A 14529-nucleotide genomic window follows, 5' to 3' on the forward strand; every position below is an offset into this window, starting at 1 on the left:
GGGAGGAGGGCAGCGAGGGCTTCGGCCTGCGCGAGGTGTTCGCCCACGACACCCTCGAGAAATCGGCGGCCTTCCTGGCAACCAAGACCCCGTCCACCGCCGAGCACCCATCGCTGCTGGTGGCGCTTGCCTCGCCGCCCGCTGCCACCCGGCGCTTCGTACTGTTCCCCTATGCCTGCGGCAATGCCTCGACCTTCGTCGAGTTGGCGCGCCACCTCCCGGCCGACGCGGAAATCCTCGCCGTCTCACCGGCCGAACCGTCAGCAGCCCCTCAGGCCGTGGCGTCCATCGCCGAGTTGGGCAGCACCGTCGCAAGCCACCTCCAGATGCTGCCCGACCTGCCCACGGTGCTGGTCGGTTACTCCTATGGCGGCTACCTGGCCTTCGACACCGCGAGACGCCTGGAGGCCGCCGGTGCCCCCGGCCATCACCTGGCCATCGTCGCCGCCAACCCGCCCGGCGTCACCACCGAGCTGGACTGGATCGCCATCAACGACGACCAGACCATCCTCGACTATTCGCGGCGTGTCTACGGCTTCGACCCGGACGGCCTGGCCCCCACCGAGCGCGACGCCTACCTCGCCCTGCTGCGCCAGCAGACCCGGTCGATGGTGGAATACGAGTTCGGTGAAGCGCTGCCTGCAAGCACCCCGACGACCATCCTGACCGGTGACGAGGAGGAGGACGAGGGCATACGCGACGGCGCGGATGCATGGCGCGGCATCGTGCCCCATGCCCGCTTCACCACCCTGCCCGGACGGCACATGCTGATCAAGAGCCACCCGCAGGCCCTGGCCAGCCGATTGAGCGTGCTGGCAGCGATGCGGCTGCCGGGCTGAGGGGGAGCGGTGTCAGCGCGAATACTCATCCTCGGCGGCTTCGGCCGGGTCGGCCTGGAGACCGCCCGCTATCTGTTGGCCCACGGCGAGGACCGCCTGACCCTGGCCGGTCGCCACCTTCATCCGCTGCCGCCGGACCTCGCGGCGGCCAACGGTCGGGTCGCCACCGCCAGCGTCGATGTCAGCGACGAGGCGAGGCTGTCCCGCCTGTGCGGCGAACACGACCTGGTGATCGCCGGCATCGGCCCCTCCGGCCTGATCGGCAACCGGGTTGCCCGGGCCTGCATCGACCGCACCGTGCCGCTGCTCGACCCGGGCGGCTACGACCCCTTGTTGCGCGAACTGGAAGCCATCGAACGGGAGCGGTCCGTGCCGGTACCGCTGGTCATCAACGCTGGCCTGCTGCCGGGTCTCTCCGGCCTGTTCCCGCGCCACCTCATCGAGCGCCACGGCGCCGGCCGCCAGCCGGTGGGCCTGGAGTGCCACTACGTCGGCCGCGATGCCTGGACCTACGCGTCGGCCTGGGACATCGTCCACAGCCTGGGCGACTTCGGCGCCGAGCGGGGCTTCTGCGCCGTGGAGGACGGCCGGCTGCAGCGTATCCGCCTCTCCCACGCCTTCGCCAAGCCCACCTTGCCCGCGCCGATCGGCAAGGTCACCTCCGCCCTCACCTACACCGAGGAGATCGGCCGCCTGGGGCGGGAGTTCGCCATCCCCTCGGTGCGGGTCTACGGCGCCAACAACGGCCCGCGTTCGGCACTGGTGAGCGTCGCCGCCAAGCTGCTGCGGCTGCATCGCACGCCGCGCGGAATCGACCGCGCCGCCCAGTGGCTGGTCCGCGCCTCGGCGCGCGACATGCGCCGCCTGCAACCGGTCTTCGCCATCTCTGCCACCGTGCGCTACAGCGATGGAACCACCACGCGCGGCACCCTGCAGGTGGCCGACACCTATCGAGCCACCGGGACCGCGATGGGGATCGCAGCCCGCCAACTGACGTCGGCGGTCGGCATATCGCCTGCGGTGCGCATGCTGCACGAGGCGGTAGACGCCAGCGAGTTCATGGCGCAATTCAACGCCGCAGCCATCACCACCCACATGGAAATCGAAGAGTCATGAGCACGGAGATCAATCGGGCGCCGCGCAGCGTGGTGGTCATCGGCGGCAGCGGCGAGAGCGGCCGCCGTATTGTCAGGGATCTCAGGCTGCACCATCCCGCGCTGCGCGTTGTCAGCGCCTCGCGCCACCGGGATGGCGAGGCGGAACTGCCGGCGGGGGTGACCTGGTGCGAGTTGGATATCGAGCGGCCGGACGAGGCGCGCGATCGGTTGCGCGCCTTCGACCTCGCCATCATCGCCCTCGGGCCGATGGAACACGTCGGCGCTCGCGCCCACAGCCTGTGTCTGGAGGCGGGCGTGGACTGCGTGGACATCAACGACAGCCTCGCCGCCGGCGATGCCATCCTGGCCCTGGAGCAGCAGGCCGCCGCAAACGGTTGCCGCATCTATACCGGCCTTGGGCTGTCCCCTGGCCTCTCCACGCTGTTGCTGCTGCAACTGGCCCATGGGAACGCCTCCGCCGCCGGTCTTTACCGCTCCCGTCTTTACATGGGCGCGGCCCACGGTGGTGGCAAGACCAGCCCCCACGCCCTCGTGGCGAGTTTCCGCAAACAGCTGGAGATCTACCGCGACGGCCGGCGCCAGCGGATCGCTAGCCCCTGGCGCGACGCAGCCAGCCGCTTCCGCTTCCCCGGCCACGACCAGCCCCTCGCGCTGATCCCCTACGCCACACCCGAAACGGCCACGCTGGTCCGCAGCGGCGCCCAGGCCGGTATCACCGGCCTGGGCAGCCGCTTCCATGTCCAGTTCCTGCCCCAGGGCCTCGCCCGCACCATCGCCGCCATCGCCCCTGGCCCTGCCCTGCGCGAGGCGGTGGCACGTCGCTTCCACGCCAGCGGCCAGGCGGCGAAGCGACGGCGTAGCGCCGACCCCGCCACCACCCTCTGGGTCTATCCGGATGATCGGCCCCAAGATGGACTGGCGGTACACGGCCCGCTCTCCGCGTACGACCTCACCTCGGCGATGGTGTGCGCCGTGATCGATGGCATCGTGGCGGGCTGGCTGCAAACGCCCCCCGGCGTGTGGAGCCTGGACGGCCACACCACGCCGGATCAGGTTCGCCGGCTCGGAGACGCCCTGCGTCGGCGGGGCGTACTCATCCGGCCGGCGTCGTTTGCCGAACACGACGCCGAGCGGTTCCGCTTCGGATGGTGCCAGACGACAGGCGAGTCCGTCCGCACGCTGCGCCACTATCGCCAAAGCTGGTACTCGGCAGCCGTGCCGTTGCCCCCCGCACTTCGCCGACTTCAGCAGACCTATCTACTTCAGTCGGATCTGTGGACCACACTGCGCAGCGAGTTGGGTGTCACCGGACTCGCCGCCCTGCTGCCGCGCATTGCCAAGCGCTGGTTCGGACTCCGCCAGAGCACCGCGCTTTATCGCCGCCGCCAGCCCCCCTGGCCAACGATCGCCCGCGACTTCAGCCTGTTCGCCGCCGGCTATGGCGAGATACGGCGGGTGCTCGGGCAGAAGCGCGCCTTGGCGCTCTACCGACGCATGTTCCTCGACAGCGCCCGGATGGAGATGCGTTGGCTGTGGCCCGACCCCGAGCTGTTTGCCCTCCTCCCGGACCCGGTCGCGGCCGTCCAGGACTATTGGTCAGCCTACCTCGATGACTGCGAAGCCCTGGGCGTGCTGGAGGTTCGGCGCGACGGCGACACCTTTCAGCTACACAACTGCGCCTACGCCATCCTGTTCCACCTCCTCGGCTGCCCGGAACTCTCCGGCCTCGTGCGCGAGATGGAGCGGGAGGCATTGAGCGGCCTGGCCCGCGCGGCCGGTCTCGATCTTGAATGGCACACCGGGGAGGATGGTACGGCCGAGATATCCCTCCGTCCGCTGCGAGCCCCCCTGGAGGTCGAGGCAGCAGGGGTTTCGTGGAGCACCGCTCCGTGCCTGGGAAACGGGTCGGCTGTGCAAAGCCGACCCACCGTCGCGTCAGCGACAGGAGGGTAGTCCAGTGAACCAACATGAAGCGCTGATCGATGGCGGCCTGCAGCAGACCGCCTGGCTGACCGCCGGCTGCCACGTCAGTGCCGGTGCCGCCTGGGCGCTGCACCGGCCGGTGTCGGCGTGGCTCATCCACCGTTTCGGCATGCCGCCATTCGCCGAGCGGTTAAAGTACTTCACCGTGCACGGTATCGCCCAGCGGGCCGCCGCTATCGACCGCTTGCTCGACGCCCGGCTCCGCGAGTGGGAGGCGAACGGCGCCACCTACGAGGTCTGGAGCCTCGGCGCCGGTTTCGACTCCCGTTGGTACAACCTGGGCGAACGGCCCGGCCTGCGCCGCTACCTGGAGTTCGATCTCCCGGAGCTGCTGGCACGCAAGCGCGCGCTGCTCGATACCAGCCCCTACGCGCGGGAGTACGCCCGGGTCATCGCCATGCCGGGCGAGGTGCAGGCAACCGTGGCCGGCGCGGCGCCCGAAGAGGGAAACCGGCTGATGGTCGTCATCGAAGGGATGATCGACTACCTCGACACCGAAGAGAAACGGCGCCTGCTGGCCAACCTCGCCACCAAACCGGGCGGGTGCGAGATCATCGTCGACGTCCAGAACGCGCACCTGACCCGCCACAACAACCGGCGCGCGGAGCGGGCCACCGGTACCTCCACGGTGCGCTTCGCGTTGGCCCCGAACGATCCCGAACGCTTCTATGTCACTACCACCGGCTTCCAGCTTCATGCCGCCGAGGCCCTCTTTCCCGGCCTGTTCAGGGCGCGCTTCCCGCGCCTGGGGCGGCTCCTGCCGTTGCCAAAGCGGGTGCGACGCAGCTATCTCCTGCTTCACCTCGTACGGACCCGGTGAAATGCCACGACCAACCCACCTCGCGTGGCTGCCTTCCCTCCTCCTCGTCGCGCTGGCCGTGGCGCTGACCACGGGCGGTTTCTTTCTTCCCCCGGTCGCCGAAGGGCCGGTCGCTCCCCTCGTGCTTCCAGACCAGGCCCCGCTCGACGAGCAAGTCTCCTGGCTGGAGCTTGACGGCGCAGCGCCGGTGGCGGTAACCGACCTGATGCCGCCTCGGGCGCCCAAGGCGTGGCTTCTGTTCATCCACGGCACCTCGCTGCATGCCGGCTGGTACCGGGACATGGCGCGCGAACTCAACACCCGGGACATCGCCGTACGCCTCCTCGACCTCCCTGGCCACGGCCGCTCCGGAGGGACGCGCGGCCACCTGCCGTCCAGCACCGCCATCGACCGCCTTCTCGAGAAGGCGCTGCTTGCGCTGCCCGACCGCGACGTGCCGCGCTACCTGGGTGGCCACTCGCTTGGCGCCGACGTGGTGACACGCCCCGAACTCTTGCAGCGCATGGCGCTGGCCGGCCGGCCAGTAAGTGGCCTGCTGCTCCTGGCGCCCTATCTCGCTGGCGCCGATATCGGCGTCGACTGCCCGCTGGTCTGCACCATGAACTCGATCAACCCCGCCGGAATGTTCGCCGACGGCTATCCGACCGTCAGACAGAACTGGCGCTTCGCGAGCGCCGGGCGCGATCCGTTGCTGACCGACGTCTATGACCGCACTCTGCTGCGACGGCTGTTCTCCGAGCAGCCCGCGAGCCAGCGGCTGGCGGCGCTGCCGGCGCCGGTGCTGGCGTTGATCGGCGATCGCGACGAGTTGATCTCCGCGGCCAGGCTCGACCGGCTGTTCGCCACGGCGCGCCCGGACAGGGGCCGCCTCGCCGTGCTCGCCGACACCGACCACATGGGAATTCGCACGCGGGCCGTTGCGGACATGGGCGATTTCATCCTGGCGCAAGGCGGCCCGGCCGAACCGCCACCGCTGGACCGTGCACACCCTCGGTGACGCCGATGTCCTGACCTGGGGCGGCGCCAGTGGTGGATCGAGACTGGAAGCAGGAGATCTGCTCGTGGCAACCGCCCGAAGCGCCGACCTGGCCGGGTTTGCCCCGACCCTGCTCTCGGCCGACGAGTTCGACCGCAGCCGGCAGTTCCGTGTCGCCGCCGACCGGGATCGCTTCTTCGCCGCCCACGCCTTGAAACGGCGCCTGCTCGGCGTGTTGCTCGGTGTGCCCGGAGCGCAGCTGCGCTTCGAACGCCAATGGGCGGGAAAGCCCCAACTGGTGGGGCGCGAACTCCATTTCAACCTCTCCCACAGCGGAGACTGGGTGGTACTGGCGATATCCCGCTCCGCTCCCGTGGGCGTCGACATCGAACAGGGAGACAGCGCGCTCCCCGAGGGAATGCTGTCCCTCGCGCTGCACCCGGACGACCGCCTTGCCCGCGAACCGGACTCCCTCGTCGATCGCTTCTATACCGCCTGGACCTTGAAGGAGGCGGTCAGCAAGGGGGTCGGGATCGGCCTGGCGCTGCCATTCACGCAACTGCGGCTGGAGCCGAGCGCGCCGACCCAATACCGCTGCAGGCATGGGGATGAACTCTGGCATGCCGAGCACAGGAAGCTGGAGGGCGGCGCCCACCTCGCCGTTGCATGCCTATCCCCCTGGACGCGCTTACGACTGCTGCGAATCGAGCGCGGCATCTGAAACAGGCGACGCTGCACCACGATGCACTCTGGACCCACCGGCTGTCGTCAGGCAGATCCCGAGATGCCGCTCGACAAATGGGAGGGGCACTGCACCGATATGAGCGTGTTCTTGCGCGCCTCGCCGGGCAGCACGCCGAACTGCTTGCGGAACGCGGTGCTGAAGTGGCTGATGTTGCTGTATCCCAGCATCAGCGCCGTTTCCGTCACATTGTAGTGATACAGCAGCTCCCTTGCCCGCTCCATGCGATGGCGTTGAAACAGTGAATAGACGCCCATGCCGAACAGCGACCTGAAGCCCCGCTTCAGTTTCAGCTGGTTGAGCCCCACCTCCATGGCCAACTCTGCGATCGTGGGCGGCGCACTCAGGTCTTCGAGCAGCCGCTCCCGTGCCGCCAGCAGGCGCCTGCGCTCTCGAAGCGGCACGGCGTCCTGCACGCCGTTGCGGTTCAACCCCTCGAAATGCCATCCCAGGAACTCGAGCACGGCGGCATGCAGCAGCAATGGCGACGCGCCCTGGTGTTCGACGCGTTGCGCCAGTCGCGTCGCGGCGTCGATGGTCCGGCTGCCTGGTGGCGTTGCCCGCATGATGAAACCACTCTGGATATCACCGATACGCTCGAACTCGTCACCCACCAGTTCGCCCAGCATCTCGGGTGTCAGCATAAGCTCCAGGTGGCGGTAGTCCGGGCTGTACCACACCGAGAACCGCTCTCCCGGTGCATATCCGATATGCCCCTCGCCGACACGGGGAGCGATCGCGATCCCCCTTACCCTTCCCTGCGACGTACCGCCGAGGAGGCAGGAGAAATGCACATAGCGGCTGTCATTGAGCAGGTTGACCCGCAACTCGTCACGACCATTGCCGTTGTACAGCCCCACAACCATTCCGGGCCGTGGCTCGACCAAAGCGGCCTTGAACGCACCGCGCCCCCCAGGACCCGGTTGCGCTGCGGAATGCTCACCGCCGAAGAGCTTCGAGGTCCGCAACGGAGTCACGCCGTCAATGGGTTGTGTGGCCGTGCATTGCATTGGCTCCTCCTGGACGACAGTGGAATCATCACGCGATACATGCTTATAGCTTGAATGCGACTCATTCGCAACCATGTGCAGAAAATGGCTACCGGTGACTGCGTCCATTCCTGAGGCAAATGACTCCCGATCCGGACAGTCCCGTTTCCGATGCGGGGAGTCGCATGAGTGGCTTGGTGGCTAGGCTTGTCTCCCTGGTTCGAAGCAACCCACGGAATCCGCCATGCCCCTGCACCTCGTGCTTTTCTTGTGCCTGATCATCTCCCCCGTCGTCGCCCTGTCCGTTCACGCGGCGCCCCCGGACGCCTACGTGCTCATGAAGCGGGTCGATGAACGGCCGGACGGGGAGGACCGCCGTTCGATTCTGGTGATGGAGCTGATCAACCGCCAGGGCAGCAAGCGGGTGCGCCGCCTGCTGTCGCTGGCCAAGGACTACGGCGCCGACAGCCGCAAGGTGCTCGCCCTGCTCGATCCGCCGGACGTGAAGGGCACCACCTTCCTTTCCTGGGACTACGCCGATCCCGCCCGCGAGGATGACCGCTGGCTCTACCTGCCGGCGTTGAAGCGGGTGCGGCGCATCATGGGCGAGTCACGCAACGACACCTTCATGGGCTCCGACTTCACCTACGACGACCTGGGCGATCGCAGCGTGGACGAAGACGACCACCGCCTGCTGGGCGAGGAGACGCTGGAGGGCATCGACTGCTGGGTGGTCGAATCGGTGCCGAAGGACACGACGGAGCGCTACAAGCGAAAGAAGATCTGGGTGCGCAAGGACGCCGACCTCCCGATCCGTGTCGAGTACTACGACAAGGATGGCCTGCTGAAAACCCTTCGGGTGCTCGAGGCCCGCCTCCAGGACGGGTTCTGGGTCCAGGTGAGCACCGAAATGCACAACGTGCAGGAGGATCACCGCACCGTCCTGACCGTCGAGGAGATCCAGCACGACACTGGCCTGCGGGATTCCCTATTCGAGGTGGCCACCATCCAGCGCGGCCACCTGCGCTAAGTGGGCAGGATGACCGACTGTACCCACCCATCACCATGGCGCGTGCTGCTTGGCCTGCTGCATGACGAAAGGGGCCCGCTGCTGGCAGCCGTATCGGTGACCGCCGTCGCCGCCCTGTTCGAGCTGTTGCCCTATTGGCTGCTCTATCAATCCATCGTGCTGGTGCTGTCCGGTACGCAGGTTGCCGATGGATTGCTCCGCCTCGCGGGGTGGATGGCCGTGGCGCTGGTGGCCAAGTACGGGCTGTATTCCTTCGCCTACTACCTCAGCCACCGCGCGGCCTATCAAGTCCTCGCGAACCTGCGACGGGACCTGGCCCGGCGGCTGGTGTGGGCGCCACTCACCTGGCTGCAAGGCTACAGTTCAGGCGAGTTGAAGAAGATCATCATGCAGGACGTGGAACGGTTGGAGCAGTTCATCGCCCACCACTCGGTCGAATGCATGGCCGCGCTGGCCGGCCCCCTGTTCGTGGCGCTGTTTCTGCTCTGGCTGGACTGGCGGCTGGCGCTGGCGGCCCTGGCGGTGGTGCCGTTGGCGGCCCAGACGCAGTGCCTGTTCATGCGCGGTATGGGCGACCGCATTGGGGACTTCGATCAGGCCGTCGGCGAACTGAGCGGGACCACGGTCGAGTATGTACGCAACATCCCGGTCATGAAGGCCTTCCGGCAGGAGGCAGGCTCCTTCCTCCGCATGCGCAGTGTACTGGACCGTTACCAAGGCCTAGTCACCGCAGTCATCCGCCGCACCATACCGGGCTGGTCGGTGTTCACGGTGCTGCTCAGCGCCAACATCTTCTTCATCCTGCCGACTGGCGTGTGGCTGGTGGGCCAGGGCGCGCTGTCCCTGCCGGACCTGATCCTGGCGGTGATGCTCGGCACCGGCATGCTCAAGCCGCTCTTCAAGGTGGCACGCCTCTCGTCCGAGATCCGTGAAATCCTGGGTGGCGTGCGCCGTATCGCCCCCTTCCTCGCCTGGTCGCCACCCGACCGTAGATCTCCGGCCGCGCTGGCCGCCACGCCGGGGGTCAGCTTCGACGCCATCTCCTTTGCCTACGACGACACGCCGGTGCTGCACGATCTCAGCTTTGAACTGCCGCCCGGAAAACTGACTGCCATGGTCGGGCCCTCCGGGGCGGGCAAATCCACCGTCGCCCATCTGCTGGGCGGGCTGGCCCGGCCGCAACAAGGGACCATCCGATTGGATGGCATCTCCCTGGATACCCTCGACGAAGCGCAGCGGGCCTCGCTGGTCTCGGTGGCCACCCAGGAGGCCTTTCTGTTCCGCGGCACGCTGATGGAGAACCTGAAGCTGGCATGCCCCGAAGCCGACGAGGCGACGGTTCGGCAGGCTGCCCGCGTCGCCCAGGCCGATGCCTTCATCTCGGCGCTGCCCGAAGGCTACGACACACGCGTCGGCGAGCGCGGGGTGCGCCTTTCCGGCGGAGAGCGCCAGCGCATCGCCATCGCCCGCGCCCTGCTGGCCGACTCACCCGTGCTGGTACTGGACGAGGCGACCGCGTTCGCCGACAGCCTGACCGAGCGGGCCTTCTACAAGGCGCTGCACGAGGCGTACCCGCACAAGACGCTGCTGGTGATCGCCCACCGCCTCTACACCATCGAACAGGCCGACCAGGTACTGGTCATGGAGAGCGGCCGACTCGTGGACGCGGGTCGCCATGTCGAGCTCCTCGCCCGATGTGAACTCTATCGGCGGTTATGGCACCGGCAGAGCGTCGGCGAGAGCTGGACGATCGGAGAGGAGGAGTTGCTCGATGCCGGCGTTTCTTGATCTCCTGAAGCGTGTGATCCAGGCGGGCCAGCGAGGCCCACGCCTGTTCTATTGGGGTTTGTCGCTGCGGGTAATGGAGCGCGTCTTCTCCATCGCCCCCTTCTTTCTCGCCTATGCCTGGTTCGATGAGCTGCTGCAGAAGAGCGGCACAGGCCTGGAGCTTGTGGAAACGATCGGCAACGATGACCGGATGGTGACGTACGGCGTGGCACTGGGCGTCCTCCTGGCCGGGCAACTCGTCTTCTCTTATCTTGGCCAGCTGCAGAGCTTTACCGGGGCCTACGAGCTCACTGCTTCCTACAGGGAAACGGTAATCGACCATGTGCGGCGCCTGCCTCTGGGCGCTCTGCAGCAGGAAAGCTCCGGGCGCCTGGCCTCGGTGCTCACCGACGACGTCAACCGGGTGGAGAAGATCTTCACCCACCTGACGGCCGAATGGGTGGCCGCGGCGGCCGTGCCCTTTCTGTTCGTGATCGCTTTGCTCTGGATCGATTGGCGCCTGGCATTTAGCCTGGTCGTCACGCTGCCGCTGGCCGTGGCGGCGCTCAATGCGGCCCGCCGCTTCTTCCTTGCCCGCGCCGATCGCAAGCAGGAGCAGTTCCTGGAGGTGTCCGGCCTGCTGGTGGAGTTCGTCACCGGCATACGCACCCTGCGGCTGTTCAACCGCGCCGGAGCCTGGTGGGAGCGGCTGGACCGGCGCTTCGAGGCGATCCGCAACAGCAGCATGGGGGTCGAGGCCTGGGCCGGCGGCTCGGTGCAGCTCTATCGCCTCTGCCTGGAACTGGGATTGGTGGCGCTGCTGCTGTGCGGCGCCTGGCTGGCCAAGGGTGACGGACTCGCGCCGCTGCACTGGCTCCTGTTCGCGATGGTCGCCTACAAGCTGCTCGACCCCCTGCTGGACGCCGCCGCCTTGCTCACGGAGCTGCGCGCCATGGCCCGGAGCGAGGTCCGGGTTCAGGCGCTGCTCGACCGCCCACCTCTCCCCGATTCGCCAAAACCTGCCGAGCCCGACGGGTTCGAGGTGGCCTTCGAGGGCGTCGGCTTTCGTTATGACGCCGGCGCCGAGTGGGTGCTCAGGGATGTCTCCTTCCGCGCACCCCAAGGCCGGATCGTCGCCGTGGCCGGCCCCTCGGGCAGCGGCAAGAGCACCCTGCTGCACCTCCTGGCCCGCTTCTTCGATCCACAGGAGGGCCGGATCACCCTCGGTGGCGTCGACCTCCGCGACCTGGGTCCGGACCGGCTCTACGACCACCTGAGCTTCGTGTTCCAGGACGTCCAGCTGTTCGACGGCAGTGTGTTGGAGAACGTACGCATCGGTCGTCCAGACGCCACCGACGCCGACGTGATGGCCGCCTGCCGTGCCGCCTGGTGTGACGAGTTCATCCGGCAACTCCCACAGGGTTATGAAACCCCCATCGGCGAAAACGGCCAGCGCCTCTCCGGCGGCCAGCGCCAGCGGCTCTCCATCGCCCGCGCCCTGCTGAAGGACGCCCCGGTGCTTCTGCTCGACGAGGCCACCGCCTCGGTCGATCCGGAAGCGCAGCATGAGATACAGGAGGCAATCTCGCACCTGATCAAAGGGCGCACCGTGATCGTGATCGCCCATCGGCTGCACACCATCCAACACGCCGACCAGATACTGCTGCTCGCACAGGGGCGGATCATCGAGCGCGGCTCCCACGACGAACTCCTCCGGGCTGGAGGGCTGTATCGCGACATGTGGGCCTTGCAGACCGTCACGCAGTGAGTCCCCTTTCATCACGGGTTTCACCGCACGCAAAGCCGCTGTTTCGATTGATATAATCGCCCGATGACAAGGACAGAACTCATCGAGCGTCTCACACAGCGCTTCCCCCAGCTTGTCGCGCGGGACGCGGAAGACGCGGTGAAGGGGATCCTCGGCGCCATGACCGATACACTCAGCCGTGGCGGCCGCATCGAGATTCGCGGCTTCGGCAGCTTTTCGCTGAACTACCGGCCGCCACGCGTGGGCCGCAACCCCAAGTCAGGCGAGACGGTGCATGTCTCCGGAAAGTACGTGCCCCACTTCAAGTCCGGCAAGGAGTTGCGGGAACGGGTGGATGTTGCCCCCATTGTGACCGCCGCCCACAAAAGGGCCGCCTGAGGGGGGCCTCGTCGTCCGACGGACCTGCACCGTTTCAATCTCGCCGATCGCCCAGGCAAGCATCGAACGCAACCGAACCCGCCGATAGCCCACCTCCTCGTTTCTCCACAGAAACTGTGGATAACTCTCTCGATAAGTCCACCACCCTCCGACGCATCACAGCCCCGCAGCGGTGACGCATTTTCGAGCAAGGAGCTTCCTGCAATTCGATAAATCGGCAAAGCGACGAATCACATTGTTTGCTGATGCGCCCTTCCCGGATGGCGATGGTATCGGTTCGACATCGCCGAGAGCCGATCCATGCAATCCGCCCTTCCGTCCCGTTGGACGGCGCGCAGTGGCCTGTTGCTGGCCACCACCCTGGCGGCAGGCTGCGCGAGCGCACCGCCGTCGTCGCCTCCTGTCGCCCCAGCGCAAGCCGTCGAATCGGTGGCACCACCACCGGCTTACGTCCCGGTGGTGCGCTACGGCCGCTATACCCTGGTCGAACTCGCACCGACCGCTGCCCAGCAGGACCTGCTGCTCCAAGTGGTCGACGTGGCCGTGCCGGACACCCTGCACGCCAGCGTCGGAGATGCCCTGCGACACGTCCTGCAGCGTTCCGGCTATCGCTTGTGCGACGCGCACGATGCCGATGCGCTGCTGACCTTGCCGCTGCCGGCGGCCCACTACCGGCTCGGTCCGGTCGTGCTGCGCGATGCACTGCTGACCCTGGCCGGCCCGGCCTGGGACCTGCAGGTCGATCACGGCACGCGCCAGGTCTGCTTCACCCAAGCCCAGCCGGATGTCCCTGAGCCACCGCGACCAACCCTCCCGGACACCGGCCATCAGGCCGAGACATTTCCGCTTTCGACGGAGGTCCAGCCATGACCGTCGCGCCGGCTTCAGCCGACCGGCGGCGCACGACGCTGCTGCGCGTCGCCACCGCCACCTGGCTGCTGCTCATCAGTGCCGTCGTACTGATCGATCACGTCGCGCTTTCGGACCTGGCCGAGCAGGCCGAGACCCGAGCACCCGGCGCACAGGTGGCCGTACTCGAAGGCCGTCTGGCCGAACTTGCCGAGCAGGTCGAACTGGTTCGGCGGCAACCCGCCGCCGTGACACAGGCACGCTACGATACCGAGCACCAGGCCGTGACCCAGCGTCTGGCCGACATCGAACTGGCGCTGGGTGAGCGCCTGGTCGCCGGCGATCTGCGGCCTCTGCAGGATCGCCTGGCTCACCTGGAAGCGCGGCAGGCACTTCGCCCGACATCCCAAGCCGCACCGCGTCCACCCGCCCCGGAGAGACCCAGGCCGAAACCGGCTGGGCCGTCTTTCCAGCTGCTCGGTGTCGAGTTGCGCGCCGACGAGCGCTTTCTGTCGATCCGGCCGCATGGGGCGAGCGCGCTGTCCCAGGTCCGCCTGCTGCGTGTCGGCGAGGAAGAAGACGGCTGGCGGCTCGAATCCATCGAGGAAGGGCACGCCACGTTTCATCAGGCTGGCGAGCACCTTCGCATCGCCGTTCCGGCGCATCAGGGCGGCTCACGATGAAGCGCCACCGCTTGGCTCCGATCCTCGCAGCACTCCTGTCGGCACTTGCCCTCCCCCATGCCGCGACCGCACAGGACACCGGAGGCACCGCAGCCTCTGTGATCGTGCCCAGCCGCGAACGGCCGGTGGCCACGATCCGCAGCGAGGAGCAGCAGGCACGCGACTGGGGACTGCAGACCGACGAATGGGCGCGCTACCGCGAACTGATGCAAGGCCCCCTGGGCGTCTATTCGCCCAACCTCGACCCACTCACGGCCCTGGGCATCGAAGCGCGCTCCGACGAGGAGCGTCGCCGCTACGCGGAATTGCAGGTGCAGGCCGAAGCCCGCCGCGTCGAGAAGATGCTCGCCTACCAGCGCGCCTACGACGCGGCCTGGCAGCGGTTGGCACCCGGCATGCAGCGGGTCAGCCTGCCCGGTATCAGCCCGGCCACGTCGGCCGCCGGCCTCGTGCAAAGCACGGGCCGCACCGCGGTCTTCGTCAAGGATGGCTGCGCCGCCTGCGACCAGGCGGTGCAGCGGCTGCAGGCCTCCGGCGCCGAGTTCGACGTCTACGTGGTCGGCAGCCGTGCAGACGATACGCACATC

14 protein-coding genes are annotated in these 14529 nt (G+C 67.7%); 13 read left to right on the top strand and 1 reads right to left on the bottom strand.

Annotated features, from left to right (window positions below; all coding sequences use genetic code 11):
• The 6 genes from GPA21_RS14460 to GPA21_RS21200 all read left to right on the top strand — a co-directional run.
• Positions 1 to 839 (top strand): thioesterase II family protein (locus GPA21_RS14460; RefSeq protein WP_168988841.1); only part of this gene is annotated, 839 nt, incomplete at its 5' end.
• Positions 840 to 848: 9 nt separating this feature from the next.
• Positions 849 to 1955 carry a saccharopine dehydrogenase NADP-binding domain-containing protein gene (locus GPA21_RS14465; protein WP_168988842.1) on the top strand — a complete coding sequence of 369 codons (1107 nt, stop codon included), beginning with the start codon at positions 849 to 851 and terminating at the stop codon, positions 1953 to 1955.
• Positions 1952 to 3910: a saccharopine dehydrogenase NADP-binding domain-containing protein gene (locus GPA21_RS14470; protein WP_168988843.1), complete on the top strand. Its 1959-nt coding sequence runs from the start codon at positions 1952 to 1954 to the stop codon at positions 3908 to 3910. Before GPA21_RS14465 ends, GPA21_RS14470 begins: the two co-directional genes overlap by 4 nt.
• A 4-nt stretch (positions 3911 to 3914) precedes the next feature.
• Entirely contained in the window at positions 3915 to 4760 is an 846-nt protein-coding gene (locus tag GPA21_RS14475) for a class I SAM-dependent methyltransferase (protein ID WP_168988844.1), read from the top strand.
• Position 4761: 1 nt separating this feature from the next.
• Positions 4762 to 5757, top strand: a complete 996-nt coding sequence (locus GPA21_RS14480; RefSeq protein WP_168988845.1) for an alpha/beta hydrolase — start codon at positions 4762 to 4764, stop codon at positions 5755 to 5757.
• Between the two features lie 64 nt (positions 5758 to 5821).
• Positions 5822 to 6457, top strand: a complete 636-nt coding sequence (locus tag GPA21_RS21200) for a 4'-phosphopantetheinyl transferase superfamily protein (RefSeq protein WP_168988846.1) — start codon at positions 5822 to 5824, stop codon at positions 6455 to 6457.
• Between the two features lie 47 nt (positions 6458 to 6504).
• On the opposite strand, the gene GPA21_RS14490 is transcribed toward GPA21_RS21200, so the two are convergent.
• Positions 6505 to 7488, bottom strand: coding sequence for a helix-turn-helix transcriptional regulator (locus GPA21_RS14490; RefSeq protein ID WP_211163613.1), 984 nt, complete (start codon positions 7486 to 7488; stop codon positions 6505 to 6507).
• A 223-nt stretch (positions 7489 to 7711) separates the two neighbouring features.
• Here GPA21_RS14490 and GPA21_RS14495 point away from each other — a divergent pair, with 223 nt between their 5' ends.
• The 7 genes from GPA21_RS14495 to GPA21_RS14525 all read left to right on the top strand — a co-directional run.
• A complete protein-coding gene (locus GPA21_RS14495; RefSeq protein WP_168988847.1) occupies positions 7712 to 8497 on the top strand; it encodes an outer membrane lipoprotein-sorting protein in 786 nt (261 codons plus the stop codon).
• 9 nt (positions 8498 to 8506) lie between these two features.
• Positions 8507 to 10285, top strand: coding sequence for an ABC transporter ATP-binding protein (locus GPA21_RS14500; protein WP_168988848.1), 1779 nt, complete (start codon positions 8507 to 8509; stop codon positions 10283 to 10285).
• Positions 10269 to 12032: an ABC transporter ATP-binding protein gene (locus GPA21_RS14505; RefSeq protein WP_168988849.1), complete on the top strand. Its 1764-nt coding sequence runs from the start codon at positions 10269 to 10271 to the stop codon at positions 12030 to 12032. The genes GPA21_RS14500 and GPA21_RS14505 overlap by 17 nt, the downstream gene beginning before the upstream one ends.
• Positions 12033 to 12095: 63 nt before the next feature.
• On the top strand, positions 12096 to 12410 hold the full coding sequence (locus GPA21_RS14510; RefSeq protein WP_168988850.1) for an integration host factor subunit beta: 315 nt from the start codon (positions 12096 to 12098) through the stop codon (positions 12408 to 12410).
• Positions 12411 to 12710: 300 nt separating this feature from the next.
• Positions 12711 to 13280 (top strand): PFGI-1 class ICE element type IV pilus protein PilL2, encoded by a 570-nt coding sequence (pilL2, locus tag GPA21_RS14515; RefSeq protein ID WP_168988851.1) that lies wholly within the window; start codon positions 12711 to 12713, stop codon positions 13278 to 13280.
• On the top strand, positions 13277 to 13942 hold the full coding sequence (locus GPA21_RS14520; RefSeq protein ID WP_168988852.1) for a hypothetical protein: 666 nt from the start codon (positions 13277 to 13279) through the stop codon (positions 13940 to 13942). The genes pilL2 and GPA21_RS14520 overlap by 4 nt, the downstream gene beginning before the upstream one ends.
• On the top strand, positions 13939 to 14529 hold a 591-nt coding region (locus GPA21_RS14525; protein WP_168988853.1), incomplete at its 3' end, for a TIGR03759 family integrating conjugative element protein. The genes GPA21_RS14520 and GPA21_RS14525, both read left to right, overlap by 4 nt.

Origin of the sequence: Azoarcus taiwanensis (assembly GCF_012910885.1) — a bacterium.
Taxonomy (GTDB): Bacteria; Pseudomonadota; Gammaproteobacteria; order Burkholderiales; family Rhodocyclaceae; genus Azoarcus_F; species Azoarcus_F taiwanensis.